Annotated in this window: 21 protein-coding genes and 2 pseudogenes; 13 read left to right on the plus strand and 10 right to left on the minus strand. The window is 73.8% G+C overall.

The genetic code is table 11. From position 1 onward, the window contains the following. Positions 1-183 precede the first annotated feature (183 nt). A complete protein-coding gene (locus ACFWTC_RS24000; protein WP_384074538.1) occupies positions 184-381 on the plus strand; it encodes a hypothetical protein in 198 nt (65 codons plus the stop codon). A gap of 81 nt (positions 382-462) precedes the next feature. Here ACFWTC_RS24000 and gndA read toward each other — a convergent pair whose 3' ends face one another. Beyond that, a complete protein-coding gene (gndA, locus tag ACFWTC_RS24005; RefSeq protein WP_383930164.1) occupies positions 463-1,908 on the minus strand; it encodes an NADP-dependent phosphogluconate dehydrogenase in 1,446 nt (481 codons plus the stop codon). 184 nt (positions 1,909-2,092) lie between these two features. Between gndA and ACFWTC_RS24010 the strand changes: the two genes are divergently transcribed. Beyond that, positions 2,093-3,442, plus strand: a complete 1,350-nt coding sequence (locus ACFWTC_RS24010) for a transglycosylase family protein (RefSeq protein ID WP_384028383.1) — start codon at positions 2,093-2,095, stop codon at positions 3,440-3,442. A 96-nt stretch (positions 3,443-3,538) separates the two neighbouring features. Here ACFWTC_RS24010 and ACFWTC_RS24015 read toward each other — a convergent pair. Next, positions 3,539-4,282 (minus strand): annotated as a pseudogene (locus ACFWTC_RS24015) (DMT family transporter); the annotation flags it as partial. Between the two features lie 314 nt (positions 4,283-4,596). Here ACFWTC_RS24015 and ACFWTC_RS24020 point away from each other — a divergent pair. Further along, positions 4,597-6,072, plus strand: a complete 1,476-nt coding sequence (locus ACFWTC_RS24020; RefSeq protein ID WP_383930158.1) for an SDR family NAD(P)-dependent oxidoreductase — start codon at positions 4,597-4,599, stop codon at positions 6,070-6,072. A 70-nt stretch (positions 6,073-6,142) separates the two neighbouring features. On the opposite strand, the gene ACFWTC_RS24025 is transcribed toward ACFWTC_RS24020, so the two are convergent. Next, entirely contained in the window at positions 6,143-6,697 is a 555-nt protein-coding gene (locus tag ACFWTC_RS24025) for a metal-dependent phosphohydrolase (protein WP_383930156.1), read from the minus strand. A 282-nt stretch (positions 6,698-6,979) separates the two neighbouring features. On the opposite strand from ACFWTC_RS24025, the gene ACFWTC_RS24030 reads away from it, so the two are divergent. After that, positions 6,980-7,153 carry a hypothetical protein gene (locus tag ACFWTC_RS24030; RefSeq protein ID WP_267722238.1) on the plus strand — a complete coding sequence of 58 codons (174 nt, stop codon included), beginning with the start codon at positions 6,980-6,982 and terminating at the stop codon, positions 7,151-7,153. Between the two features lie 204 nt (positions 7,154-7,357). Then, on the plus strand, positions 7,358-8,341 hold the full coding sequence (locus ACFWTC_RS24035) for an NAD-dependent epimerase/dehydratase family protein (RefSeq protein ID WP_383930153.1): 984 nt from the start codon (positions 7,358-7,360) through the stop codon (positions 8,339-8,341). Here the strand turns inward: ACFWTC_RS24035 and ACFWTC_RS24040 are convergent. After that, positions 8,327-9,766, minus strand: a complete 1,440-nt coding sequence (locus ACFWTC_RS24040) for a lipase maturation factor family protein (RefSeq protein ID WP_384028384.1) — start codon at positions 9,764-9,766, stop codon at positions 8,327-8,329. The genes ACFWTC_RS24035 and ACFWTC_RS24040 overlap by 15 nt on opposite strands. Positions 9,767-9,786: 20 nt before the next feature. Further along, positions 9,787-10,320, minus strand: coding sequence for a DUF1990 family protein (locus ACFWTC_RS24045; protein WP_383930147.1), 534 nt, complete (start codon positions 10,318-10,320; stop codon positions 9,787-9,789). 541 nt (positions 10,321-10,861) lie between these two features. Between ACFWTC_RS24045 and ACFWTC_RS24050 the strand changes: the two genes are divergently transcribed. The 4 genes from ACFWTC_RS24050 (at position 10,862) to ACFWTC_RS24065 (ending at position 15,929) form a co-directional block, all read left to right on the plus strand. Then, positions 10,862-12,163: a DUF6777 domain-containing protein gene (locus ACFWTC_RS24050; RefSeq protein ID WP_383930144.1), complete on the plus strand. Its 1,302-nt coding sequence runs from the start codon at positions 10,862-10,864 to the stop codon at positions 12,161-12,163. Between the two features lie 7 nt (positions 12,164-12,170). Further along, positions 12,171-14,231 carry a SpoIIE family protein phosphatase gene (locus ACFWTC_RS24055; RefSeq protein WP_383930142.1) on the plus strand — a complete coding sequence of 687 codons (2,061 nt, stop codon included), beginning with the start codon at positions 12,171-12,173 and terminating at the stop codon, positions 14,229-14,231. Between the two features lie 409 nt (positions 14,232-14,640). Then, positions 14,641-15,501, plus strand: a complete 861-nt coding sequence (locus ACFWTC_RS24060) for an Fpg/Nei family DNA glycosylase (protein WP_384028386.1) — start codon at positions 14,641-14,643, stop codon at positions 15,499-15,501. A gap of 26 nt (positions 15,502-15,527) precedes the next feature. Beyond that, on the plus strand, positions 15,528-15,929 hold the full coding sequence (locus tag ACFWTC_RS24065) for a hypothetical protein (RefSeq protein ID WP_383930137.1): 402 nt from the start codon (positions 15,528-15,530) through the stop codon (positions 15,927-15,929). Between the two features lie 66 nt (positions 15,930-15,995). Here the strand turns inward: ACFWTC_RS24065 and ACFWTC_RS24070 are convergent, their stop codons facing one another. The 3 genes from ACFWTC_RS24070 to ACFWTC_RS24080 form a co-directional block, all read right to left on the minus strand. After that, positions 15,996-16,607, minus strand: a complete 612-nt coding sequence (locus ACFWTC_RS24070; protein ID WP_383930135.1) for an NIPSNAP family protein — start codon at positions 16,605-16,607, stop codon at positions 15,996-15,998. 77 nt (positions 16,608-16,684) lie between these two features. After that, a complete protein-coding gene (locus ACFWTC_RS24075) occupies positions 16,685-17,149 on the minus strand; it encodes a hypothetical protein (RefSeq protein ID WP_383930167.1) in 465 nt (154 codons plus the stop codon). Between the two features lie 272 nt (positions 17,150-17,421). Further along, on the minus strand, positions 17,422-17,967 hold the full coding sequence (locus tag ACFWTC_RS24080) for a sigma-70 family RNA polymerase sigma factor (RefSeq protein ID WP_383930131.1): 546 nt from the start codon (positions 17,965-17,967) through the stop codon (positions 17,422-17,424). A 313-nt stretch (positions 17,968-18,280) separates the two neighbouring features. Between ACFWTC_RS24080 and ACFWTC_RS24085 the strand changes: the two genes are divergently transcribed. After that, entirely contained in the window at positions 18,281-19,474 is a 1,194-nt protein-coding gene (locus ACFWTC_RS24085) for a CapA family protein (RefSeq protein WP_383930129.1), read from the plus strand. 31 nt (positions 19,475-19,505) lie between these two features. Here ACFWTC_RS24085 and ACFWTC_RS24090 read toward each other — a convergent pair. Continuing rightward, positions 19,506-19,586, minus strand: a pseudogene (locus ACFWTC_RS24090) (universal stress protein); the annotation flags it as partial. Positions 19,587-19,667: 81 nt separating this feature from the next. Here ACFWTC_RS24090 and lysX point away from each other — a divergent pair. Both lysX and ACFWTC_RS24100 read left to right on the plus strand, forming a co-directional pair. Next, positions 19,668-22,970 carry a bifunctional lysylphosphatidylglycerol synthetase/lysine--tRNA ligase LysX gene (lysX, locus tag ACFWTC_RS24095; protein WP_383930126.1) on the plus strand — a complete coding sequence of 1,101 codons (3,303 nt, stop codon included), beginning with the start codon at positions 19,668-19,670 and terminating at the stop codon, positions 22,968-22,970. A gap of 123 nt (positions 22,971-23,093) precedes the next feature. Continuing rightward, a complete protein-coding gene (locus ACFWTC_RS24100) occupies positions 23,094-23,987 on the plus strand; it encodes a polysaccharide deacetylase family protein (RefSeq protein ID WP_384028388.1) in 894 nt (297 codons plus the stop codon). A gap of 87 nt (positions 23,988-24,074) precedes the next feature. Here the strand turns inward: ACFWTC_RS24100 and ACFWTC_RS24105 are convergent, their stop codons facing one another. Continuing rightward, a complete protein-coding gene (locus ACFWTC_RS24105; RefSeq protein WP_383930121.1) occupies positions 24,075-24,737 on the minus strand; it encodes a class F sortase in 663 nt (220 codons plus the stop codon). Between the two features lie 363 nt (positions 24,738-25,100). On the opposite strand from ACFWTC_RS24105, the gene ACFWTC_RS24110 reads away from it, so the two are divergent. Then, positions 25,101-25,604, plus strand: a complete 504-nt coding sequence (locus ACFWTC_RS24110; RefSeq protein WP_383930119.1) for a hypothetical protein — start codon at positions 25,101-25,103, stop codon at positions 25,602-25,604. Positions 25,605-25,747: the final 143 nt, after the last annotated feature.

Genomic DNA, 25,747 nt, shown 5'->3' on the forward strand with positions numbered 1-25,747 from the left:
TGCCGTGTGGACACCTGCCCCCCCCCGGTTCGCGGGCCCGGCCGGGCCCTGTCAGCTTGGGCACACCCACGCGGCCGGCGGGGGGGGGGGGGGGGCCCCCCCCCCCCCGCGACCGTCACCCGCACGACGCCGTGCCCCGGACGCCGGAGGCGTACGCGCCGCGTTCGGGGGAAGGTGGGACACATGGTGCGAAACGTAGAGCAGACCCAGCCGCCCGTCCCCGGACCCGGTCCCGACCCGGCCCCGGGACCGACCCCCTTCCCGGACCCCGCGCCCGTCCCGCGGCCCGCGCCGCCGGTACCCGGCCCCGTGCCCGAGCCGGACCCGGTGCCGCCGCCGCCGGGACCCGCGCCGATCCCGCAGCCCGGCCCCCTGGGCTGAGCCCCGCGCGCCGGCCCGACCGGCCGCCGCGCGGGGGCCCGTACACAGGGCCGCACACCGGGCCGTGACCCGGGCCGTGCGTCAGGCCGGGCCGACCTCGGAGCGGTCGCCGCTCCAGAGCGTGTGGAACGAGCCCTCGCGGTCGGTGCGCCGGTAGGTGTGCGCCCCGAAGAAGTCCCGCTGCCCCTGGGTGAGGGCCGCCGGCAGGCGCTCGGCGCGCAGCGCGTCGTAGTACGCCAGCGACGCGGAGAAGGCGGGCACGGGGATGCCCTGGCGCACCGCCGCGACGATCACCGACCGCCAGCCGTCCTGGGCCGCCCCGATCTCGTCGGCGAAGTCCGCGTCCGCCAGCAGGCTCGGCAGGTCGGGCCGGGTGTCGTAGGCGGCGCGGATGCGGTCCAGGAACGCCGCCCGGATGATGCAGCCGCCGCGCCACAACGAGGCCACCGCGCCCGGGTCCACGCCCCAGTCGTACTCAACGCTGCCGGCCTGGATCTGGTGGAAGCCCTGGGTGTACGAGACGATCTTCGAGGCGTACAGGGCCTCCTCCACCTGGCCGGCGAAGGCGTCGGCCTCCGCGGGCGCCAGCGGGGCGGCGACCGGCCCGCCGAGCCCGCGGGCGGCCTCGCGCAGGTCGGCGTGGCCCGAGACGGCGCGGGCGAAGACCGCCTCCGCGATCCCCGACACCGGTACGCCCAGGTCCAGGGCGATCTGCACGGTCCAGCGGCCGGTGCCCTTCTGCTCGGCGGCGTCCGCCACGACGTCGACGAAAGGACGGCCGGTGGCGGCGTCCGTGTGCGCGAGCACCTCCGCGGTGATCTCGATCAGGTACGAGTCCAGGCGCCCGCGGTTCCACTCCCGGAAGGTCTCCGCGATCTTCGCGGGGGAGTAGCCGGCGACCTCCCGCAGCAGGTGGTAGGCCTCGGCGATCAGCTGCATGTCGGCGTACTCGATGCCGTTGTGCACCATCTTCACGAAGTGCCCGGCGCCGTCCGGCCCGATGTGCGAGGTGCACGGCGTGCCGTCGGCGGCCTTCGCGGCGATCTTCTCCAGCAGCGGGCCGAGGGACTCGTACGACTCCTTCGAACCGCCCGGCATGATGCTCGGGCCGAGCAGCGCGCCCTCCTCGCCGCCCGAGATGCCCACGCCCACGAAGTGGATGCCCTGCTCGCGCAGCTCCTTCTCCCGGCGCCGGGTGTCCTCGAAGTGCGCGTTGCCGCCGTCGATCACGACGTCGCCCTCCTCCAGGAGCGGGGCGAACTCCCGGATCACGGCGTCGGTCGGCTCCCCGGCCTTCACCATGATGACGAGGCGCCGGGGGCGCTCCAGCGCGTCGACGAACTCCTTCGCCGAGGTGGCCGCCACGAAGGAGCCCTCGTGCCCGAACTCCTCCACGAGGGCCGTGGTCTTCGCGGTGGTGCGGTTGTGGACGGCGACGGTGAATCCGTTGCGGGCGAAGTTGCGGGCGAGGTTGCTGCCCATGACCGCGAGGCCGGTGACGCCGATCTGGGCTGTGCTGGTGCTCATGACGCGCTCCTGCGTGCTTCGATGTGCGGGGAGCACCGACGCTACATCGACCCGGTCGGATCGTGATCACGTACCGGGTGAGACTCGGTCAATTCCCCCTGGAGAGCGCCCCGTTGCGCCTCTTGCCACAATCAGGCCGTGACGTTAGGTTGTGCGGTTCCTGATGTCTTCACTGGGGGCTCGCATGGGTGTACGGGGCCGGCACCGCCGGTACCAGCCGAGCAGCATCAACCGGGCCTCGCTCGCCGTCACCGCCGGTGGCGCCGGGATAGCGCTCCCTCTCATGGGCGCCGGAGTCGCCCAGGCCGCATCGGTGGACACCTGGAACAAGGTCGCCACCTGCGAGTCCACCAACAACTGGGCCGTCAACACGGGCAACGGCTACTACGGCGGCCTCCAGTTCAGCCAGAGCACCTGGCGGGCCTTCGGCGGCACCGCCTACGCCCCCCGCGCCGACCTGGCCACCAAGGACCAGCAGATCGCGGTCGCGGAGAAGGTGCTCAAGGGTCAGGGCCCGCAGGCCTGGCCCCACTGCGGCAAGACGGCCGGACTCAGCCGCAGCAGTCCGGCGGCCGCCGTCACACCGAAGGCACCCGCGTCCGCGCCGGTGTCGGCGTCCGCGCGCGACACCCGGGGCCAGGGGGTGAAGGCCCCGGCGCAGCAGGCCAAGGCGCCCGCGGCGCAGACCCCGGCGGCGCAGACCGCCGCGTCCGGCGGGTCAGGGGCCCCGGTCCTGCCGAACCCCTACGTCGTCGCCCAAGGGGACTCCCTCTCGGCGATCGCCACCCGCCAGCGGGTCGAAGGCGGTTGGCAGGGCCTGTACGAGACGAACCGGGCCACCGTGGGCGCCGATCCGGACCTGATCTTCCCCGGCCAGCGCCTCACGCTGCGCGTCACGACCGCGCCCCCCGCGCAGAACCCCGAGAAGCCGCCGCGCACGGCCGAACCGGTCAAGCCCGTGGAACCGGCGGCTCAGAAGCCCGCCGAGAAGCAGGCGCCCAAGACGGCCGAGAAGCCCGTCGAGAAACCGGCCGAGAAGCCGGCCCGGAAGGCGGCCGAGAAGCCGGCCGTGGCGCCCGCGCCGAAGCCTGCGGCGCAAGCCCCCTCACCGCAGCAGCAAACGGCGTCGGGGGGCTACTCCGCGCCCGTCGACGCCGCCCTCGGCACCGCGTACCGCGTCGCGGGATCCTCCTGGTCCAGCGGCTACCACACCGGCATCGACTTCCCGGTGTCCACCGGCACCACCGTCAAATCCGTCGGGCCGGGGCACGTCGTCTCCGCCGGCTGGGCCGGGGCCTACGGGTACCAGGTCGTCATCCGGCACACCGACGGCCGGTACTCCCAGTACGCCCACCTCTCGGCGCTCGGCGTGAAGGCCGGCCAGCAGGTGTCCGGCGGCCAGCGCATCGGGCGCTCCGGGTCGACCGGCAACAGCAGCGGCCCCCACCTGCACTTCGAGATGCGCACGGGAGAGGGCTACGGCTCCGACATCGACCCCCTCAAGTACCTCCGGGGCCACGGGGTCCGCATCTGACCCGCGCACGTGCGGCGGCACGGCCGTGAGCAGGACCAGGCCGGCCGCCGCGACGGCGGCACTGGCCAGCGCGGCGGCCGTGCCCGCGGCCCCGTACCGGAATCCCTCGTCGAACAGGGAGATGCCGACCGCGGCCGCCACCACCGGGTTGACCACGGTCACGGTGGCCAGCGGCGCGGTCAGCCCCGCGCCCCGGTAGGCGGCCTGCGACAGCAGCAGACCACCGCCCGCCAGCACGGCGACCGCGGTGAGGTCGGGCCACAGCGCGACCAGGGCCCCCGGGGCGAAGGACTCCGCCACCGACTTGGTGAACACCGAGGCCATGCCGAAGGCCGTACCGGCGGCCGCCGCCAGCAGCACGCTGCGCAGCACCGCCCGGTGCATCCGGTGCGCCGAAAGGACCAGCGCGGCCGCCGCCGCCCCGGTCACCGCCAGCAGCAGGCCGCGCTCGCCGCCCGCGAGGGACTGCCCCGACCGGCCGTCCCCGCCGGTCAGCGCCAGGAGCCCGACCAGGCCGACGGTGGCCAGCACCGCCCCGCGCCAGGCCGCGGCACCCGCGCGGCGCCGCACGAATACCGCCGCCATCGGCAGGGCGAAGACGATGGTGAGCGCGCCGAGCGGCTGGACCAGGCTCAGCGGCCCGTACGCGAGCGCCACCACGTGCAGCAGCGCGCCGAGGCCGTTGAGCCCCACCGCGATCCACCACGCGCCGTGGAGCAGCGGCGCGTACGCGCCGTGGTCCGGCGTGCTCGCCGCGACCCGTTCCTGCACGATCGCGCCGCCCGCGTACGCCAGGGCGGACACGAGGCAGAGCAGGACCGACAGCCCCAGTGCACTCATGAACTCCACAATGCCCGACCCGACGGTGCTATTCCTCACCCCACAGGGGGTCACGAGTCATACTCCGGGCGTAGTACGGGAGTACCGACGGAGGCCGCGCCCGGCCCTCGGCCACCGCAACCGCGGGCGAACGGGTGTCCGCGCGCGGGGACACGGAGCGTCACGAAACCCTCCGCGCGGTGACGGGCCGCTCGCGGTGCGTGAGGCGTGCGGGACCGGGTTTGTCTCCGGGCGCGTGGCGTCCGTACAGTTTCCCCTTTGGGGACTTCCGCAGCGCGCGGATGCGGACGAGTGAGCAAGGAACGACAGCGGCCATGACGGTGACCGAAGACAGTCAGGACTACGGGCACGCCTACGGACCGGGCATCGACCCCGAGCGGCTGGCTCTCTGCCTCAGCGTGCTGGACGAGCTGGACAAGCTCGACGTCGACCACCCCGACGCCATCACCGTACGCCGCGCGACCGCGGGTCTCTACCGGACGGTCAAGCAGCGCCGCCGCCAGGACCGCCGCGCCGCCAAGACCGCCAACGACAAGGCCGTCACCGAGGCGACCGCGACCGGCTCCGCCGAACGCATCGACGACGAGACCCAGGGCAACGCCCTGACCGCCGCCGCCAAGGGCCCGATCGCCGGGATACTCCAGCGCCCGCGCTCCTGCTACGTCTGCAAGACCCGCTACGTCGAGGTCGACGCGTTCTACCACCAGCTCTGCCAGGACTGTGCCGCGTTCAACCACGCGCGCCGCGACGCCCGCACCGACCTGACCGGCCGCCGCGCGCTGCTCACCGGCGGCCGCGCCAAGATCGGCATGTACATCGCGCTGCGCCTGCTGCGCGACGGCGCGCACACCACCATCACCACGCGCTTCCCGAACGACGCGGTCCGCCGCTTCAAGGCGATGCCCGACAGCTCCGAGTGGCTGCACCGCCTGAAGATCGTCGGCATCGACCTGCGCGACCCGGCCCAGGTCGTCGCGCTCGCCGACTCCGTCGCCGCCGAGGGCCCGCTCGACATCCTGATCAACAACGCCGCGCAGACCGTACGCCGCTCCCCGGGCGCCTACAGCGAGCTCGTCGCCGCCGAGAACGCCCCGCTCCCGGCCGGCGAGCTGCCCGCCTCCGAGGTCATCGGCACCTTCGGCAGCGGCACCGTCGACCGGGTCGCGGCCCTGCCCACCGGCAAGGGCGAGAAGCTCAGCGCCCAGGACATCACCGAGCTGGCCCTGGTCTCCGGCTCCGCCTCGCTGGAGCGGATCGCGGCCGGCACCGCCATCGACGCGGGCGGACTGGTCCCGGACCTGCACGACACCAACAGCTGGATCCAGACGGTGTCCGAGGTGGACCCGATCGAGCTCCTCGAAGTACAGCTGTGCAACTCCACCGCGCCGTTCATCCTGATCAGCAAGCTGCGCCCGTCCATGGCCGCGGCCGAGGCCGGACGCCGCTACGTGGTCAACGTCTCCGCGATGGAGGGCGTGTTCAGCCGCGGCTACAAGGGCGCCGGCCACCCGCACACCAACATGGCCAAGGCCGCGCTGAACATGCTGACGCGCACCAGCGCCCAGGAGATGTTCCAGAAGGACCAGATCCTGATGACCGCCGTCGACACCGGCTGGATCACCGACGAGCGCCCGCACCCGGACAAGATCCGCCTGGCCGAGGAGGGCTTCCACGCCCCGCTCGACCTCGTCGACGGCGCGGCCCGGGTCTACGACCCGATCGTCCGCGGCGAGCTCGGCGAGGACCTGTTCGGCGTCTTCCTGAAGGACTACGCCCCCGCGAACTGGTAGGCCCCGGCCCCGCCCCGCGCGTTCCCGATCGCCCCCCTCGGCCCGCCGAGGGGGGCGATCGCGTGCCCGCTCATCCGTGCGCCCGGCGCGCGGCGATCCGGTGGTCCGCGGCGATCCGATGATCCGCGGGGCCCCGGTGGTCCGCGTGGTCCTGGCGGTAAGCCCCGGCCGCGACCAGTTCCAGCACCGGCCGCCAGTCCTCCGGCACGCCCGCGTCCAGGAAGGCCGCCCCGGCCGCGCCGCAGGCCTGTCCGAGGGCCGCCGCGGTGTCGCCGTCCGCGCTCCCGCCGCTCCCAGCCGCGCTCCCGGCCCTCCCGGGGTGCGCGTGCAGCCGTACCAGCCGGGCCACCCGCTCGCCCAGCAACGCGCGTACGGCTTCCGCCGCGAGCCCCGCGGGACGTCCGTCCTCACCCGGACGGAGCAAGAGGTCCAGACCATGAACAAGGCCTGCGATCTGGAGTTCTTTGTCGAAAGGGCGCGATCTGCGCAGCAGCGCCGCCGTGCGGAGCGCATGCTCGAGCAGACGAGCCGGGTCCCCGCCGCGACAGGCGTGGAGGAGATCCATCAGCTCCTGCACGGTGGTGACGTACGGCAGTTGGGACTCCGGCACCCCGGACCTGGCCACCGCCACTCCCTCCGTCGCTCCGCGGGAATCCGGCGTCGAGCACACCACCCGCCATGGGCCGATCGGCCCACGACTTCACGAACTCGGGGCGAAAACCAGAGGAAGGAGCGGATTTTGCCTTTCCATCGAGCGGGGGTCCGCTCATATGTGTACTCTGAGGGGCATCAAGTCGGCCCCCACCCGGGCCGCGCTCCACCAAGGCGCCACCGCGTCCGGAAACCCTTTATCCCTTGCCCGGCGCGCGGTCCGCATGCCGGGTTACGCGACACAAAGGAGTGCGCGGTGACAGAGACGACGCAACCCGAACCGATGGTCCTGGAGCGAACGGGATGGCGGGCCAGCACCCGCACCGACGAGCTCGGCAGCCTCGAGGTCTGGGCCCTGTCGGCCCCGATCCGACTGGCGGGCTACGAGGACGACCCGGCGGAGTCGCACATCCTGCGCGGCATCGACTAGTCCGGAGCGAAGCCGCAGCGAGCGCCCCCGCGTGAACCCGCGCCGGGGGCGCCGCCTTGTCCGGATCAGCCCTGTCCGTATCCGCGGACCGCGACCGACCGACCGGCGGCGCCCGGGAGTTCCCGTTCCGCGTACGCCGGGAGCGTCATCGCTGTCAGCGATCACGGCTTCCGCCGCTCCGTCCGGCCCGGGCACGCTGGACCCATGAAACTGCTGATGCTGGGTGGTACCGAATTCGTCGGACGCGCGATCACCGAGGACGCCCTGGAGCGGGGCTGGGAGGTGACCGTCTTCCACCGCGGCCACCACGCGCCCCCTTGCGGCGCCACCGCGGTGCACGGCGACCGCACCGCCCCCGGCGGCCTGGACGGGCTCGCCGCGGGGGAGTGGGACCTCGTCGTCGACACCTGGGGCGGCGCCCCCACCGCGGTCCGCGACAGCGCCGCCCTGCTGCGCGAGCGGGTCGGGCGGTACTCCTATCTCTCCAGCCGCTCCGTGTACGCCTACCCGGCCCCGGCCGGGCTCGACGAGACCGGCCCGCTGGTCGGGGGCTCGCCCGACGCCGCGGCCACCGCCTACGCCGAGGACAAGCGGGGCGCCGAGCTCGCCGCCCTCGACGCCTTCGGCGACCGGGCCCTCCTGGTGCGCGCCGGGCTGATCCTCGGCCCGTACGAGAACGTCGGCCGGCTGCCCTGGTGGCTGAACCGCACCGCGCGCGGCGGGCCCGTGCTCGCCCCCGGTCCGCGCGAGCTCCCGATCCAGTACATCGACGTACGCGACCTGGCGCGCTGGACCCTGGACGCCTCGGTGGCCGGCCGCTCCGGGGCGTACAACCTGGTCTCCCCGGTCGGGCACGCCACGATGGGCAGCCTCCTCGACGCGTGCGCGGCAGTCACCGGCGGCCGCGCCGACCTGCGCTGGACCGATCCGGACCGCATCCAGGAGGCCGGGGTGCAGCCCTGGACCGACCTCCCCGTCTGGGCGCCCGCGGGCGAGGGGCACGACTTCATGCACGGCGGCAGCGTGGCGAAGGCCCTCGCGGCGGGACTCGTGTGCCGCCCGGTCGAGGAGACCGTGGCCGACACCTGGGCCTGGCTCCAGGAGATCGGCGGGACACCCCCGCAGCGCCCCGACCGGCCGGCCCCGGGCATAGGCGCGGACCGGGAGGCCGCGCTACTCGGGCTCTGACGCGGCGGCGTCCGCCAGGCGGGTCGGCGGCAGGTACTCGCGCACCAGCGTCCGGTGCCACCAGGCCCCCGTCTCGCGGAGCTCCCGCCAGGTCGTGAACCGGTAGCGGTACACCAGGGCGCGCACGTAGACGGGCGGGGCGTCCGGGAAGGGGTTGTGGCCGAGCAGGCGCAGCGTGTCCCGGTCGCCCGCCAGCAGCCGCTCGGTGAAGGGCCCGAACCAGTCCCGCGCGTAGCCGGGGGAGAGCGCCGCGAACCACATCAGCCAGTCCAGGCGCAGGTGGTACGGGGCGAACTGCCGCGGCAGCCTGCGCGGCCGCCCCGGCTTGCCCTTGAATCCGTACTCCAGCCAGGCCCCGTCGTGGCGCGGCACCCGGTCCGCGGTGCCCTCCACCACCACCTCATCCCGGACCCGGCCCACCGAGCCGAAGGCCCCGTAGGTGTTCACGAGGTGCAGCGGGTCGAAGGAGCGGTTCATCACCTGGCGGCGCGAGACCATGTTGCGTACCGGATGCCGGCTGAGCACCAGCACCAGCACGGTCACCGCGCAGACCAGGACCGCGAACCAGAGCGGCGGCGGGCGCGAGGCGGCAGCCGGCGGGGCGCCCGTGAGGGCGGTGAAGTCGACGGCCGACAGGGCGAGCGTGATCGTCAGCCAGTTCAGCCAGGCGAAGTTCCCCGACAGGACCAGCCAGAGCTGCGTCGCGATCATCGCCGCGGCGGCGTACGAGGCCACCGGCTGGGGTGCGAACAGCATAACCGGCAGCGCCAGTTGGGTCACGTGGTTGGCGGCGCACTCCACCCGGTGCAGCGGCTTCGGCAGATGGTGGAAGAACCAGCTGAGCGGTCCCGGCATCGGCTGCGTCTCGTGGTGGAAGTACAGGCAGATCAGCCGGCGCCAGCAGGGGTCCCCGCGCATCTTGATCAGACCGGCTCCGAACTCCACGCGGAAGAGCACCCACCACAGCAGCCACAGGACCAGCACCGGCGGCCCGGTCCGCGCGTTGCCGAGGAAGACGGCGAGGAAGCCCGTCTCCAGCAGCAGCGACTCCCAGCCGAATGCGTACCAGGTCTGCCCCACGTTCACGATCGACAGGTACAGCGCCCACAGCGCCGCCCACATCCCCATCGCCGCCCCCAGCGGAACCCGGTCGCCGGCGCCCGCGGCCAGCGCGGCCGCGAGCGCCGCACCGGCCCACGCGGAGCAGGCGAAGAGCCGGTCGGAGTAGCGGAGTTGGAACAGGCTCGGGGCGCGCCGGAAGGGCACGCGCCGCACGTGGCGCGGCACGGGCAGCATGCCCCGGGCCCCGATCAGGGCCCGGAACTGCAGGGCGGCCCCGACGAAGGCGAAGAGGTAGACGCCGGCGAGGGCCCGCTGGAAGACCAGCCGGGCCGGCCAGTATCCGGGCGCGGTGAACCAGTCCATCCCCTCCAGTATCGGCCCGGTCAGGCCGAGGCTGCCAGCGTGCGGACGCGGCGGCCGAGCCGGCGGGCGTAGCGCAGCTGGAGGAAGGGGAGCACCGGTCCGGCGAGGCGCGTGTACCAGCGCGCCGGCCGGCTGAAGGCGGTCACGGTGAACCAGACGCCGCCCCCGGGGTCCCGCTCCACCAGGAAGGACTCCTCCCCGCACGCGGGATGGCCGTCCAGGGTGCCGTAGGCGAAGCCGACCCGGGTGGGCTCGTACGCCGTCCAGATCACCCGGCACGGAGCGGTCACCCGCAGCGGCCCGAAGCCGATCCCGACCTCGACGCGGGCGCCGGGGAGGGCGGCGGCCGCCTCGGACCGTACCGTCATGCCCGTGGCCCGGTGCGCGAGGAAGGTGGTGACCGCGGTCCCGGCGGCCTCGAAGGCGGCCTGCCCGTGGCCGACCCGGGTGCGGTGGCGCAGGTGGCGGTACCCGGCGGGCAGGGGCTGCCGGGCCGTGGCACCCCGGTCGGGGTAGGTGACGGTCTCGCGGCCGGCGCTGATGAGGCGGGTCATGGGGTCATCTCCTGTCGGTCTGCGGTCAGTCGGCGCCAGGCTCCCGCCGGTCAGCACCACCGCTCCGGCGAGCTCGGACCGGTCGGCGACGATGTGGCCGGGCGAGCACGAGCAGGGTGCCCGCCGGGACGTCGTACGCGGTCCAGCGCGCCGGGCCCGCCGCCGACCCGGTGCGCAGGGTCCGGCAGACCAGCCCGGCGACGAGCGCGGCGACCGCCGGCGGGGCGAGGGCGGTGGAGACGGCGACCTCGGCCGGGTCGGGCGGTGCTCACCAGTACGGTCACGGCGGACTCCCCCGAGGTGCGGCCGAAGGTCTTGAACGTGTTCAACTCGCGATCGAAAGCTTACGAGGTTCCTGGAACATGTTCAAGAAGAGGGGGAGGTCCGGCGGGGCCGGTACCGGCCCGTCCCGGGTGGCCCCCGGTGGTCCTTCCGTGCGCGGTCGTACTCCGGCCGGCCGCCGACCGCGCCGCTCCGGTTGCGGGGCTCCCGCGGATACGGCAGACAAGAGGCAGCAACCGGGGCGAAAAGGGAGACGCACGTGCACGCACCGAAACCTCCGACACCTCGTCAGGCGCCGCGTCGTCACGCGCCCGCGGGGGCCGCCCTCTTCGCGGTCCTCGGACTGTTCGCCGCCGCCTGCGGCGGTTCCGAGGAGCCCGTGGGCCGGGCGGGGGCGGAGAGCCAGGAGCTCTACCTCCAGCCCGTCGGCGCGGCGGGCTCCGACCCCTTCACCGCCTCCTCCGCCACCCGCGAGTCCGCACCCGTCCAGGCCCCGGTGCCCAACCCGACCGGGCGGGGCATCCGCACCGTCAACGCGGCCACCCCCGGCCTGTACGGCGGAACCCAGCGCCTCGGCAGCTGCGACGTCGAACAGCAGGTCACCTTCCTCACCGCCGACAACGCCAAGGCCCGCGCCTTCGCCGAGGCCTCCGGCGTCGGGCAGGCCGAGATCCCCGACTTCCTGCGGGGCCTCACCCCCGTCGTGCTCCGCGCCGACACCCGGGTCACCAGCCACGGCTTCCGCGCGGGCCGCGCCGACAGCTTCCAGTCCGTCCTCCAGGCCGGTTCCGCCGTGCTCGTCGACGACCACGGCGTGCCCCGCGTCCGCTGCGCCTGCGGGAACCCCCTGCTCGCCCCGCGCGCCGGCAAGGGGTCCCCGGTGCACAAGGGCGACCGGTGGGACGGCTACCAGCCCAACCAGGTCGTCGTCATCGAGCCCACCATCCAGGTGATCAACAACCTGGTGATCGTCAACATCGCCGACAACACCTGGATCGAGCGCAAGTCCGGCGACGACGGCGCCCAGGACCGGACGCCCCGGACGCCACCGCCCTACGACCCGGCCGACGGCATCCCCGACGGGCCCGCCACCCCCACCGGCCCGGGCGACCCCTGCCCGAGTCCCGTCTCCAACAGCCTGGCCCGTACCGCGCCCCCCACCCCGCCCGACGCCGCCGCGCCACCGCCCGACGCGCCCGAGGGCCCCGCTGCGCCCGGGGACCCGACGCCCGGGGTGACCGACTGCCCACCGAGCCGGCAGGCGAGCCCCCACCCGGACGCGGACCCGAACGCGAAGCCGAACCCTCACCCGAAGCCGCCGTCGAACCCGGTCGCCCCGCCGCAGCGGCCGCCGTCGGACGCCCCGGCCACCCCGCCGCTGGAGCCCGACGGCTCGGCGCCGGCGCCGAGCGACCCGTACGCGGACCCGTCCGACCCGTACGCGGACCCGTCCGGTCCGGCCGATCCGTACGCCGATCCGTACGCGGACCCCGACCCGTACGCCGTCCCGGACGAGCAGCAGTCGCCCCCGGACCCCGGCTTCTCGCTGGAGAGCGCCTGACCGGCCCGTGTGTCATGGTGGATCGGTGCCGACCACCGTATCGCTGCCGGACGACTGGCCCGCACACCCGGACCGGTCGCTCCAGCTGAACCGCATGGGCAGCTTCGACTGGGACCTGGCCGCAGGGCTCATGCACCTTGACGCTGCCGCCCTCGACGTCTTCGACACGGCCGCCGACGAGTACGACGGCCGGCCCGCGTCGCTCGCCGCGCGGGTCCCGCCCGCCGAGGCGACCCGGCTCGACGCCCTCGTCTCCAACGCCCTGAACAGCGGGGTCGAGAACTACGGCGCCTACTTCCGCATACGCTGCCGCGACGGGACCCTGCGCTGGACCCACACGCAGGGCCGCGTCATGCGCGGCCCGGACGGGCGCGCGTTCCGGATCATCGGCATCGTCCGCGACGCCACCGAGGAGCTCAGCCACTCCGCGGAGCGCCTCGGGCTCGACGAGGAGCGCCGCCGGCAGACCTCGGTGGTCGAGAGCACCACCGCCGCGCTCGCCCACGCCCGGACGGTGAAGGACGTCATCGACGCGCTCGGCGACGCCCACGGCCTGGAGCGGCTCGGCTCGATGGGCATGGTCATGGGGCTGGTCGAGGCCGGCCGCATCCACCTCGTGGCCGAGGGCCCGGACGGCAGCTTCGTCCCCGGAACCCGCTACACCCGCATCGACGAGCAGTACCCGATGAGCGAGGTCGTCCGCTCGCTGCAACCGCGCTTCCTGGACTCCGCGCAGGAGTTCGCCGAGGACTTCCCCGACCTCTGGGCGAAGATCTCGTACATGCGGATCTCGGCGGCCGCCTACCTGCCGCTGATCGCCCAGGCCCGCCCGATCGGCGCCATCGGCCTGCTCTACCAGGACAAGGACGGCTTCACCCAGGACGAGCGGAACCTGCTCGTCGCGCTGGGCAGCAGCATCGCGCAGAGCCTCCAGCGGGCCATGCTGCTGGAGCAGGAACACGACCTGGCGGAGGGCCTCCAGCAGGCCATGCTGCCCCGCCGCATCCCGTCCGTGCCCGGCGCCGAGATCGAGGTCCGCTACCGCTCCGCCCGGATGGGCCAGGACATCGGCGGGGACTGGTACGACGTCATCCAGCTGCCCGGCGGCCGGGTCGGCGCGGTCATCGGCGACGTCCAGGGCCACGACACCCACGCGGCGGCGGTGATGGGGCAGCTGCGCATCGTCCTGCGGGCCTACGCCGCCGAGGGGCACGCACCGGCCACCGTGATGGCCCGGGCCTCGGTCTTCCTGCACGAACTCGACACCGACCGCTTCGCCACCTGCACCTACGTGGAGGCCGACCTCGCCACCGGTGTCCTCCAGACGGTCCGTGCCGGACACATCGACCCGCTGCTGCGCACCCGGGACGGGGACTGCCGCCGGGTCCGGGTGGCCGGCGGGATGCCGCTCGGCCTGTCGGCGGAGTTCGGCCGGCCGGAGTACCCGGTCACCACGGTGGAACTCGAACCGGGAGAAATGATCCTGTTGTGCACGGACGGCCTGGTGGAGGAGCCCGGCGCGGACCTCGACGACGGGATCCGGCTGCTCACCTCGCTGGTCCGCAGCGGCCCCGCCGACCTGCGGCTCCTCGCGGACCTGCTGTGCGGGGTCGTCGACGAGCGAGGCGGGGCCGACGACATGGCGCTCCTGCTGCTGCGCCGCGACGTCGCGGACACCCCGCAGAGCGGCGGCCGCCTCCAGCAGCACGTGGCCCCGGGAGACCCGGAGGCCCTGGTGGCCGCGCGGCACATGATCGGAGCGGCGGTGCGGGCGTGGGGCGCGCGGGAACGGGCCGACGAGATCGAACTCGTCGCGGACGAGCTGATCGTGAACGCCCTGATGCACACGGACGGCCCGGCGATCGTGACCCTGCGCGTGCTGCACGGTCCGCAGCGCCGGCTGCGGGTGGAGGTGGAGGACCGCTCCAGCGCGCTGCCGCGGCGGCGCGAGGCGGGGGAGGCGGGGGTGTCGGGGCGGGGACTGATGCTGGTGGACCGGCTGGCGGACGTGTGGGGCGTGGAGTCGAGGGGGAGCGGCAAGTGCGTGTGGTGCGAGTTCGCGATGTGACATGACGGGCGGCTGGGACAGCGCCTGCCGGGCCGGCGGGCTACGGAAGAGGAGGCCTGGCAGCATGGGCCGCATGACCGTAGACCTGCTCGCGGGCATCCCCGTGCGCCAGTACGCCGTGGCGGTCGCCTGATACGAGCGGCTCTCGTCTCCGCCCTGGAGGACGAGGAGCGGCACGCCGAGGCCGCCGCGCTGCTCGCCGCCCGAGGCGGAGGTCGCCCGGGACGTCGCCGCGGCCGATCCCGCCGCCGGCGAAGGGGACGGCGGGACCGCCCGACCCGGACGGGGGCGTTCCGGGCCTTCGCGGCGGCCGTGGCCCCCGGCCGGCTCACCGTCCCCCGCGACCGCCTCGGCTCCGCCGGACCGGTGTCCAGTCGCGCTTCGCCCGAGTCGGCGGCAGGCTGGGGGGATGCCTGAGCTGCCTGAGGTCGAGGCCCTGCGGGAGTTCCTCGACGCGCACCTCACCGGGCGGGTGGTCGAGCGCGTCCTCCCGCTGGCCGTGAGCGTGCTCAAGACGTACGACCCGCCGCTCACCGCCCTGGAGGGCGGAACGGCCGGCGCCACCGCCCGGTACGGCAAATTCCTGGCCGTGCGGATCGGCGAGCTGTACCTCGTGACGCACCTGGCGCGGGCCGGCTGGCTGCGCTGGCAGGACGCCCTGCCCGCGCAGCCGCCGCGCCCCGGCAAGGGGCCGCTCGCGCTGCGCGTCGCACTGGAGGGCGGCAGCGGCTTCGACCTCACCGAAGCCGGGACCCAGAAGCGCCTCGCGGTGTACGTCGTGCGCGAGCCCGGGGACGTGCCCGGCATCGCCCGGCTCGGCCCCGACCCGCTCGCCGCGTCCTTCACCCGGGAGGCCTTCACCGCGCTGCTCGCCGGGGAACGGCGTCAGATCAAGGGCGTCCTGCGGGACCAGAGCGTCATCGCCGGCATCGGCAACGCCTACAGCGACGAGATCCTGCACCGGGCCCGGGTCTCGCCGTTCAAGCTGGCCGCGTCCTTCGACGCGGAGCAGGCCGGCCGGCTCCACGAGGCCGTCGAGGACACCCTGCACGAGGCCGTGGAACGGGCGCACGGGGTGGCGGCCGGGAACCTCAAGGCGGAGAAGAAGAGCGGGATGCGGGTGCACGGGCGGGCCGGGGAGCCCTGTCCGGTGTGCGGGGACACCGTCCGCTCGGTCTCGTTCGCGGACTCCTCGCTCCAGTACTGTCCCACCTGCCAGACCGGCGGGAAGCCCCTCGCCGACCGGCGGCTCTCGCGCCTCCTCAAATAGCCGGGCGCTGCGTAGACTCCACGACCATGGCCGAGGAGCAGCAGCCGCCGCCCCGGCGGGAGACCGTCACCGGCGTGCCCCGGGGGGCCCGGCGCCGGGCCCCCGCGCACACCCCGGCCCGCTCCGAGATCTCCGAGCAGACCACCCTCGGCGCCACCTACGTACGGGCCCTGATGCGGAGCCAGTTGCGTGCCGGGCTGGGGGCACTGGCCGCGCTGACGGTGCTGGTGGGGACGCTTCCGCTGGTGTTCCTCCTGCCGCACGCCGTGTCCGGGCCGCTGGTCTGGGCGGCGCTCGGCCTGCTGGTGTATCCGGCGATGTGGCTGATCGCCCGCTGGTACGTCAGCCGCGCCGAACGGAACGAGGCCGACTTCACCGGCCTGGTGACGGACCCGGCACAAGCCCCGCTCCCGCGACGCCGCCCCTGAGGGGTTGGGCGCGCGGGCACCATCCGGACCGTGATCCCGCCGGTGACGACGCGCACGGGGGCGGAGTCAGGGCCGGCTCTCCCGTACTGGCTGCAGGCGGAGTTGTCGTGGAGCGGACCTCAGGTGGGGCGAGAGGTCCGGCAGGCGCGGTGCCCGCCCCGTCGTGAACCAGAGCAGGACGTCCTCGCCGGTCCGGACCGGCAGTGCGCGGAAGGTGTTCTCCGCGTGCTCGGTGCGGTGTACCGCCTGTGCGGGGGTTCCGGCGGTGGCGAGAGCGGGGCACAGGTGCCGCTCGACGTGGTCGGCGAAGCCGGTCGGGTCCAGGGGGTGGCAGATGGTTGCCGTGACGGGTCCGGTGGTGTCCGGGGCGGCGAAGCCCGGTCCGCGCAGCAGGAGCACGTCGTCCGAGTCGATCAACGTCGCGTTGGCCGTGTCGCGGTGGGCCTGCCAGACGGGGCCGTCGTAGAAGGCGCGCAGCGCGCGTGCCCGTTGGGCCATGTCCGGGAAGCTGCGGAGCCAGACGAAGCGGTCCGGGTCGTCCAGGTCCCGGAACCGGCCGCCCACGGTGATGCCGGCCGCTTCCTGCCCGGTGACGAATTCCCGCTCGAAGAGGTCGACCAAGGTGTCCCGGGCGCCCGGGTGGAGGGTGTACTGCCGGAGTTCGACGATGACGTTCATGGCCCGCAGGCTAGGGCTGCTTCCCTGACACCTCCCGTCAGTGGACCGGCGGGAGGTGCGCACGGAGCCGTCCGGGCTCAGAACAGGTGCATGGCCAAGTGGCCCAAAGGGAGACCGAGTTGCCAGGCCGGGGTCCAGATCCGGGCGTTCTCGTCCAGCTCCGGCGGGATGTCCCCCCGGTCGGGCCGGCCGGGGTCGAGGTTGGTGGCGAACAGCTCGGTGCGTTCCAGCCAGCGCCATGCCGCCCGGGCCAGCTCCAGGTCCGGGTCCTCGCCGCGACCGCGGTCGCGGGCCTCCTCGCCCAGGGTGAGGAACCTGGTGTGGACCCAGTCGCGCCAGGGGTGCCCGTACGCCGTCAGCGACATCCACTCGTCGAGCTGCGAGACCACGCGGATTCCGGAGAGCTCGCCGGCCGCGTCCGAGAGGTAGATCGTCAGCGCGAGCGTGTCGCGCCCGGCACGGAACTCCAGGGTGCTGACCGGGATCAGCCGGCCCGTGCGCAGCAGTTCGTCCGCGATGTACTCGGCGTAGAGCCAAGCCATGGGCACCGCTAGCCCGCCGTCACTGGTGCCGTTCGTACCCTCGGGCTGCACCGTTCCACCTTCTCCCGCGCGTCGAGCGTCCCGTCGTCAGCCCCGAGCCTTCCCCGAGCGGCTCGCGGAGCGGGGCATGTTTACTCAACTTGCACGGTCTGATGCCGAATTCGATGCGTTTCATGTCCGGTCCGGTCGGATTTCGGGGCGTTTCCGGTTCCTTCGCCGCGTGTCGGCCCGCGTCGGCCCGTGTCGCCGTGTGTCGCCGTGTGTGCGCCGGGTCAGGCGCCGAGGCCGTACCCGTACCCGTACCCCTGGAGGTCCTTTCGGAGGGCCCGAAGGGCGTAGTGCGTACGGGATTTGACGGTTCCGGCGGGGATTCCGAGCTCCGCGGCGGCCTCGGCCACCGAGCGGTCGCGGAAGTACACCTGCATCAGCACGGCGCGGTGCTCCGGCCCGAGGGACCCCACGGCGCGGCGGACGTCGATCGCCGTGACCGAGCCGGCCACCGCGTCCTCGGCGGCGGGGGCCTGCTCCAGGTCTTCGGCGTCCACCTCCTGGGGCCGCGACAGGCGGGCCCGCCGGGCGTCGATCGCGAGCCGCCTGGCCACCGTGAACAGCCAGGGCCGCATCGACTCGTGCCCGCTCGCGAACGCCTCCGGGTGCTGCCAGACCCGTACGAGCGTCTCCTGTACGAGGTCCTCGGCGCGCTGTGCGTCCCCGGCGGTGAGGCCGAGCAGGAAACCGAACAGGGCTCGCCCGTGGTCGCGCTGGAGTTCGGCGAGGGCTTCGGGATGGGTGCGCCGGAGGGTGGGGGAGAGCGGCACGAGGGGCTCCTTCCGGGGTGCTCGGGGGACGTGTGCAGAGCCGTTGCATCCACCCTGACCTGCACCGGGCCGACCGGGAACCGTCCGGCGCCGGCGGTGCGCCCAAGCACCCGGGTGATCCGGTGGGCGGCCGTGCCGGGCGGTGAACGGTCGAACGGCGCGGCGAACGGCAGCCGGACGGCAGCCGGACGGGGTGGACCCGCCGCCATTGGAGTGGGTGCGGGCATGCGGACGGATCCGTTCCTTGACTTGTGTCGTCTCCTTCTGTGGATTGCAGGTGATCGGATAGTCGTATTAATGAAAGCGGGGATCGATGACCACGCGCACCCGGCACACCGTCGCCCTCCTGTCGGCCCTCCTCCTGGCGGCCGCCGCCGGCTGCTCGGCCGCGGGGGACTCCTCACCCGCCCGTCTCGGGGGTACCCCCGGGCCGACGCACTCCAGCGCCGCCGGGGCGCCCGCCGCCAGGGGCTTCACCCTCGTCGCGAGCGGGGACGTCCTGCCGCACACCTCGGTCATCCGGCAGGCCGCGAACGACGCGGACGGCGACGGTTACGACTTCAGGCCGATGTTCTCCCAGGTCAAGCCACTGGTGTCGGCAGCCGACCTGGCCCTGTGCCACATGGAGACGATCTACGGCGAAGAAGGGGGCCCGTTCAGCGGCTACCCGGCCTTCGTCTCCCCGCCGACGGTCGCCGACGCGCTCAAGGACGCCGGGTACGACGGCTGCTCCACGGCGTCCAACCACACCCTGGACGACGGGGCCGACGGGCTGCGCCGCACCCTGGACCGGTTCGACAAGGTGGGCCTGCAGCACGCCGGATCGGCCCGCACGGCGGCCGAGGCGGCCACGCCGACCCTCTACGAGGCGGGCTCCGCCAAGGTCGCGCACCTCGCTTACACCTACGACACCAACGGCTACCCGCTGCCCGAGGGCCGGCCCTGGGCGGTCAACCTGATGGAGCAGGACAAGATCGTCACCGCTGCGCGGGCCGCCCGGAAGGCGGGCGCGGACGTGGTCCTGGTCAGCCTGCACTGGGGTACCGAGTGGGAGACCGAGCCGGACGCGAAGCAGCTCTCGCTCGGGAAGGCCCTGACGGCCTCGCAGACCGGCGGCCGCCCGGACATCGACATGATCCTCGGCACGCACGCGCACATCCCGCAGCCCTACGAGAAGGTCAACGGGACCTGGATCGTCTACGGCATGGGCGACCAGGTCGCCGGCGAGATGTTCAACCACTCCGGAGCCCGCGACATGCGCGGAAACTACGGCTCGATCGGCCGCTTCACCTTCGCCCCGCCGGCCGCGCCCGGTCAGCGCTGGCAGGTCACCACGGCCGAGTTCGTGCCGCAGATGATGGACCTGCCAGGGGGCAAGGTCGTCAACCTCCCCCGGAGCCTGGCGGCGCACCCCGGCCGGAGCGACTACGAGAGCGCCCGGGACGCCATCACCGAGGCCGTCCTCAGCCGAGGCGCCGCCAAGGACGGCCTGAAGGCGGGCCAGTAGCCGCCCGTCCGCCGCGAGCCGCCGGCCCCCGGCCGGCCTGCTCCGAGACGCCGACGACCACCGCGTCCGCCGTCAGCTCTTCCGCCGCGCCCAGCAGGCCCGCGTACGGGTCCCGTGTTCACGTGCTCCGTCACGCCCCGAGGCTAGCGGGCTCGCCGCGCGGACCGGCGCCGCCCTCCCTACAGTGCGAACCATGAGTGCCACCGTGGAGGAGACGCGCGGAACCCGGAACCGCTTCCTGAACAGGGTGCCCGACGGATTCGGCGCGTTCTTCGCGACGCTCGGCCTGCTGTGTGCCCTGCTGGCGCTCTCCCCGTCGCTGCGGCGGCTGCTGCGGCACGTCGTGCGGTTCCTCGACCTGATCGTCGTCCCGGTCAGCGCCAACCTCGCGTACGCCGTCTTCCTCTTCCTCCTCGCCGCCGCCCTGGGCACCCGCAAGAAGGCCGCCTGGTGGATCGTCGTCACCTACCTGGCCCTGCTGATCCTCGCCGACGTGGTGGCCATGGCCGACGGGGACTACTGGATCGGCGTGCCGTCCATGGCCATCGCCGTCGCGGGGCTGGTGCTGCTGATCGCCGCCCGCCGGGAGTTCTACGCCGCCGTCCGGCCCGGCGCCCTGTGGCGGGCCATGATCGTGCTGGGGCTCGGGCTGCTCGCCGCCGTCCTCGTCGGCTGGGGCCTCGTCGCCCTCTTCCCCGGCACCCTGCCCAAGGGCCAGTGGCTGGACTGGGCCGCCAAGCAGGTCTTCGGCGGGCTCTTCTCCGTCCGCCAGTTCGACGGGCGCCCGCCCCGCCCGATCTACTTCCTCCTCGGCCTCTTCGGCGCCCTCGCCCTGCTGAACGCCGCCACCACCCTCTTCCGCTCCCAGCGCCTCACCGCCGCCCTGCACGGCGACGAGGAGCCCCGCATCCGCGCCCTCCTCGGCGCGTACGGGCGGGCCGACTCCCTCGGCTACTTCGCCACCCGCCGCGACAAGGCCGTCGTCTTCGCCCCCAACGGCAAGGCGGCCGTGACCTACCGCGTCGAGGCCGGCGTCTGCCTCGCCAGCGGGGACCCGGTGGGCGACCCCGCCGCCTGGACCCCCGCCGTCGACGCCTGGCTGGACGTCGCCCGCCGCCACGGCTGGCAGCCCGCCGTCATGGGAGCCTCCGAGGACGGGGCCACCGCGTACGCTCGCTCCGGCCTCGGCGCCCTCCAGCTCGGCGACGAGGCGATCCTGCACGTCGCCCACTTCGACCTCGACGGCCGCGACATGCGGGTCACCCGCCAGGCCGTCAACCGGGTCCGGCGCACCGGCGCCACCACCGTCGTCCGCCGCCACCGCGCCCTCTCCGAGGACGAGATGCAGATGATCGTGGACCGGGCCGACACCTGGCGCGACACCGAGACCGAGCGCGGGTTCTCCATGGCCCTGGACCGGCTCGGCGACGCCGCCGACGGCGACTGCCTCCTCGTCGAGGCCTTCGACGCGCAGGGCGAGCTGATCGCCCTGCTGTCCTTCGTCCCCTGGGGGAAGGACGGCATCTCCCTCGACCTGATGCGCCGCGACCGCGCCGCTCCCAACGGGGTCATGGAGTTCATGGTCGCCCAGCTCTGCGCGGCCGCCCCGGCCCTGGGTGTACGCCGGATCTCGCTGAACTTCGCCGTCTTCCGCTCGGCCTTCGAGGAGGGCGGACGGATCGGCGCCGGCCCGGTCCTGAAGCTGTGGCGCAAGCTGCTGCTGTTCTTCTCCCGCTGGTGGCAGCTGGAGGCCCTGTACCGCTCGAACGTCAAGTACGGCCCCGAGTGGTACCCGCGGTTCCTCTGCTACCAGGACGCCGGCTCGCTCGCCCGGGTCAGCCTCGCCTCCGGCATCGCCGAGGGCTTCGTCTCCGTACCCAGCCTGCGCACCCTGTGGGGCAACGGACACCCCAAGGGCCTCACCAACCCCGCCAGCACCGAAGGCCTGCCGTCCATCGCCTCCATGAACCTCGACGCCGTGGGCGAGGACGCCGGGGCCGCCCCGGCCGAGCGGCTGCCCGACCAGGTGCGCGTCCGCCACGACAAGCTGGAGCGCATCCGGGCCGCGGGCACCGACCCCTACCCGGTGGGCATCCGCGGGCGCACCCATACCGTCGCCGAGCTCAAGGCCGCCCACCCCGGATACCCGCCCGGCACCCGTACCGGCGAACAGGTCACCCTCGCCGGACGCGTGATGCTCGTACGGGACCTCGGCGGCGTCGTCTTCGCCGTCCTGCGCGACTGGTCCGGGGACGCGCAGCTGATGCTCACCCGCGACGAGGCTGGCCGGGAGGTGCTGGACACCTTCACCTCCCAGGTCGACTTCGGCGACCACGTGGTCGCCAGTGGCGAGGTCGGCGCCAGCAGGAGCGGCGAGCTCTCCCTCGTGATCGACTCCTGGCAGCTCACCGGCAAGTGCCTGCGCCCCCTGCCCGACAAGCGCAAGGGTCTCGCCGACCCCGAGGCCCGGGTGCGGCGCCGCTACCTCGACCTCGTCTCCAGCCCCGAGGCCCGCGACGTCGTACGGGCCCGCTCCAGCGCGGTCCAGGCCCTGCGACAGGGGCTGCTGGAACGCGGGTACCTGGAGGTCGAGACCCCGATGCTCCAGCAGATCCACGGCGGCGCCAACGCCCGCCCCTTCCGCACCCACATCAACGCCTACGACCTCGACCTGTACCTGCGCATCGCACCCGAGCTGTACCTCAAGCGGCTCTGCGTCGGCGGCATGGAGAAGGTCTTCGAGATGGGCCGCACCTTCCGCAACGAGGGCGTCTCCTACAAGCACAACCCCGAGTTCACGATGCTGGAGGCCTACCAGGCCTTCGCCGACTACGACGTCATGCTCGACCTCACCCGCGAGCTGATCCAGGGGGCGGCCACCGCCGCCTTCGGCTCGCCCGTCGCGCACAAGGCGGGCCCGGACGGCAAGCTCGTCGTGCACGACATCTCCGGCACCTGGCCGGTGAAGACGATGTACGGGGCGATCAGCGAGGCCCTCGGCGAGGAGGTCGACGCCGACACCGGGGAGCACGTCCTGCGCCGGCTCTGCGACCGGGCGTCGGTCCCGCACACCCCCGAGAACACCCGCGGCGACGTGGTGCTGGAGATGTACGAGCGGCTGGTGGAGGAGAAGACCAAGCTGCCCACCTTCTACAAGGACTTCCCCACCGACGTCTCCCCGCTCACCCGCCAGCACCGCAAGGACCCACGGCTCGCGGAGCGCTGGGACCTCGTCGCCTTCGGCACCGAACTGGGCACCGCCTACTCCGAGCTGACCGACCCGGTGGAGCAGCGGCGCCGGCTCACCGCCCAGTCCCTGCTGGCGGCCGGCGGCGACCCCGAGGCGATGGAACTCGACAACGACTTCCTCGACGCCCTGGAGTACGCGATGCCGCCGACGGGCGGTCTCGGCATCGGCGTGGACCGCCTCGTCATGTTCCTCACGGGGCTGACGATCCGCGAGACCCTCCCGTTCCCGCTGGTGCGGCGCGGCTGACCGGAGCCCGGACACCTCGGCGCGGCGCTCCGCGGTGGTCCCGGCTGGTCCGTGCGGGTGAGGGCGACGGGTCGCCTCCGCGCCCCTCGACATCCGCGGCCGTGTCGTTGATACGTAGTAATAATGAAAAATGACGAGCCGACAGTAGGGCGACGCGTGCTCCTGCGTACCGCCGTCTTCCTCGGAGTCGCTGCCGCCGCCGGACTGGTCACCTCGGGCGGCGAGGGCCTGCCCGGTACGCCGTCCCCCGGGTCCGGACCCGCGCCCGGGCCGGGGCCGAACCCCGCCGCCGGAGCACCCGGCGCGCTTTCCCGGGGGCTGCCCGAGAAGGCGTACCGGCTGCGCCCGATGACCGCCGAGGCGCCCGCCCGACCGCCCTCCGTGAAACCGGCCGTCCGGACCCGTCCCATCGAGTCGCTCCCCACCGACCCGAGCACGGCCGGTGCCATGGTCCTCACCTTCGACGACGGCCCCGACCCCCGCTACACGCCGGGCATCCTCGACGTCCTCGCCCGGTACGGCGTCCGCGCCGTGTTCTTCGTCTGCGGGGAGATGGCAGACGAGAACCGGGACCTGCTGCGCAGGATGGTCGCCGAGGGCCACGTCATCGGCAACCACACCTGGACCCACCCGCTCATCCCCAAGCTGAGCCGGCCCGCCCTCGTCTCCGAGATCGGCCGCACCAGCGACGTCGTGCGCCAGGCCGCGGGGGAGGCGCCGGTGTGGTTCCGGGCGCCGTACGGGGCGTGGAACCGGGCCGCGTTCGAGATCGGCGCCGAGCTGGGAATGGAGCCGCTGGCCTGGACCGTGGACAGCCTGGACTGGACCGAGCCGGGCACGACCGCGATCGTCTCGCGGATCCTCAAGGGCGCCGCACCCGGCGTGGTCGTCCTCTCCCACGACGCGGGCGGCGACCGCTCCCAGAGCGTGCGGGCCATCGGTTCCTACCTGCCCCAACTGCTCGCGCGGGGCTACCGGATGACGCTTCCCGTGCTGCCCGCGGCGCAGCCGCGCTGAGGGGGCGACTGCGCGGGGAGCTCCCCCGCCCGGCCTGGTGAGGGCCCGGGCGGGGGCGCAGGCGCGTCCGCCCGCCCGGGTCCCGCCTCAGCGGGCCTCGACCATACGGGCGAAGACGACCACGTTGCCCTCGTAGCCGCGCGCCTTCGAGTAGCCGCCGCCGCACGTGATCACCCGGAGCTCCGGGTGCCCGGTGTCGCCGTACACCCGGGCTCCGGGGAAGGCGTCCTTGGAGAACACCTCCACGCCGTAGACCTCGAAGACCGCCGTGCGCCCGTCGTAGCGCTCCACCTCGATCTGGTTGCCCGGCTTGACCGACCCCAGGCCGAAGAAGACCGCCGGGCCCTGCGCGTTGTCCACGTGGCCCACGATCACCGACGAACCGCGCTGGCCCGGCGAGATGCCGTTGAGGTACCAGCCCGCGAGATTGCGGTCCTGCGGCGGCGGGGCGTCGATCCAGCCCTCGGCGTCCAGGCCGACGGTCATCACCGGAGCGTCCACGTTGATCGTGGGGATCCGGATGCGCTGCACCGAGGAGTGCTCCAGCACCTCCATGTCCGCGGGTGGTGACGGAGGGTTCGCCGGCAACTGGTCGGCCGTCACCGCGACGGCCGAGGCCGCGGTGGGCTGCGGCGGCCCGTCGTCGATGTTCACACCGTTGCGCACCATGGCGAGGCCGCTGAGCATGACCAGGGCGAGCACGCCCCACGGTGAGCGTTTGCGTGACTGCCCGGTCTCGTCCTCGCCCATCGTTCTCCCTTCCCGACGCGGGGGTCCCGACCCGCGTGCGTGTCCCGCCCCAGTACGCCCTACTTCACGCACGCTAAGGCGGCGTCGGCGGGACGGCGAGAGGGGAGGGGCGAACGGGTGGCGCTGCTCCGAAGGGGCCGGAAGGGGTGCGCCCATCCAGGTAATCGTCACATAAATGCCTGACGGGTCGTGACCTGCGGATCCGTCAGTTGCGGGGCCCGCTCGTCGGCGTGTCGCTCAACCGGGCGGCCCAAAGGCGGAAATGCGGAGCTTGCGGGCCGCCCGGAGGGTTCGTCGTGGGAGGCGTTCTCGTCGATCATCCGGGGCCGACGCTCCGGGGCGCTTCCCGCTGGAGGTTCCACCATGCGTGCTTTCCGCGCTCTTACCGTGACGGCGGCGGCCTGTGCCGTCGTCGCCCTCAGTGCCCCATTCGCCTCTGCGAACCCCCCTCAGGGCGGGGGTGGCGGCCCGAGCAACATCTCGGTGAACCCGTACTCCGTACACCAGGGAGCCACGATGCAGGTGAGCGCGTCGGGCTGCGGACACGGCGGTACCGTCACGTCGCACGGCAACTTTCCGCCGGCCAACCTGTCCGCCGGTTCGATCGGCTTCGCCACCGTCCGGATCTTCAACCACGCCTCCCCGGGCCACCACACGCTGTCGGTCAAGTGCAACGACAGCAGCCTCGTGGCCACGCACCGCTTCACGATCCTCGAAGGCCGGCCCTCCCAGGGCGGCATCGGCGGTTCCCTCGGCCCGTCCGCCGCCGAGACCGCCATCGGCGCGGGCCTCGTCGGCGCCGCGGCCCTCGGCGCGGGCGTCCACGTGATGCGCCGCCGCCGTCCGGTCAGCGGCGGCAGGGTCTGACCGGCCGACCTCCCCGGTCGGACCCGGGGGACACACCCCCTCACCGCCGGGGGGCCCCCCTCGGGGGCGGCCCGCGCGGCGGCCCGGGGGGGGGTGATGGTGGGGGGGGGGCGGTGGGCCCCCCCCGGGGCCCCGCGGGGGCG

The organism is Streptomyces sp. NPDC058619, from assembly GCF_042717785.1.
In the GTDB taxonomy this organism is placed as follows: domain Bacteria; phylum Actinomycetota; class Actinomycetes; order Streptomycetales; family Streptomycetaceae; genus Streptomyces.

Excerpts from the sequence above, each read along its gene's own strand:
- ACFWTC_RS24075 (WP_383930167.1), bottom strand. The coding sequence starts at position 17,149 with ATGGCTTGGCTCTACGCCGAGTACATCGCGGACGAACTGCTGCGCACG.
- gndA (WP_383930164.1), bottom strand. The coding sequence starts at position 1,908 with ATGAGCACCAGCACAGCCCAGATCGGCGTCACCGGCCTCGCGGTCATG.
- lysX (WP_383930126.1), top strand. The coding sequence starts at position 19,668 with ATGAGTGCCACCGTGGAGGAGACGCGCGGAACCCGGAACCGCTTCCTG.
- ACFWTC_RS24020 (WP_383930158.1), top strand. The coding sequence starts at position 4,597 with ATGACGGTGACCGAAGACAGTCAGGACTACGGGCACGCCTACGGACCG.
- ACFWTC_RS24070 (WP_383930135.1), bottom strand. The coding sequence starts at position 16,607 with ATGAACGTCATCGTCGAACTCCGGCAGTACACCCTCCACCCGGGCGCC.
- ACFWTC_RS24085 (WP_383930129.1), top strand. The coding sequence starts at position 18,281 with ATGACCACGCGCACCCGGCACACCGTCGCCCTCCTGTCGGCCCTCCTC.
- ACFWTC_RS24040 (WP_384028384.1), bottom strand. The coding sequence starts at position 9,766 with ATGGACTGGTTCACCGCGCCCGGATACTGGCCGGCCCGGCTGGTCTTC.
- ACFWTC_RS24110 (WP_383930119.1), top strand. The coding sequence starts at position 25,101 with ATGCGTGCTTTCCGCGCTCTTACCGTGACGGCGGCGGCCTGTGCCGTC.
- ACFWTC_RS24000 (WP_384074538.1), top strand. The coding sequence starts at position 184 with ATGGTGCGAAACGTAGAGCAGACCCAGCCGCCCGTCCCCGGACCCGGT.
- ACFWTC_RS24060 (WP_384028386.1), top strand. The coding sequence starts at position 14,641 with ATGCCTGAGCTGCCTGAGGTCGAGGCCCTGCGGGAGTTCCTCGACGCG.
- ACFWTC_RS24045 (WP_383930147.1), bottom strand. The coding sequence starts at position 10,320 with ATGACCCGCCTCATCAGCGCCGGCCGCGAGACCGTCACCTACCCCGAC.
- ACFWTC_RS24105 (WP_383930121.1), bottom strand. The coding sequence starts at position 24,737 with ATGGGCGAGGACGAGACCGGGCAGTCACGCAAACGCTCACCGTGGGGC.
- ACFWTC_RS24010 (WP_384028383.1), top strand. The coding sequence starts at position 2,093 with ATGGGTGTACGGGGCCGGCACCGCCGGTACCAGCCGAGCAGCATCAAC.
- ACFWTC_RS24035 (WP_383930153.1), top strand. The coding sequence starts at position 7,358 with ATGAAACTGCTGATGCTGGGTGGTACCGAATTCGTCGGACGCGCGATC.
- ACFWTC_RS24065 (WP_383930137.1), top strand. The coding sequence starts at position 15,528 with ATGGCCGAGGAGCAGCAGCCGCCGCCCCGGCGGGAGACCGTCACCGGC.
- ACFWTC_RS24100 (WP_384028388.1), top strand. The coding sequence starts at position 23,094 with ATGAAAAATGACGAGCCGACAGTAGGGCGACGCGTGCTCCTGCGTACC.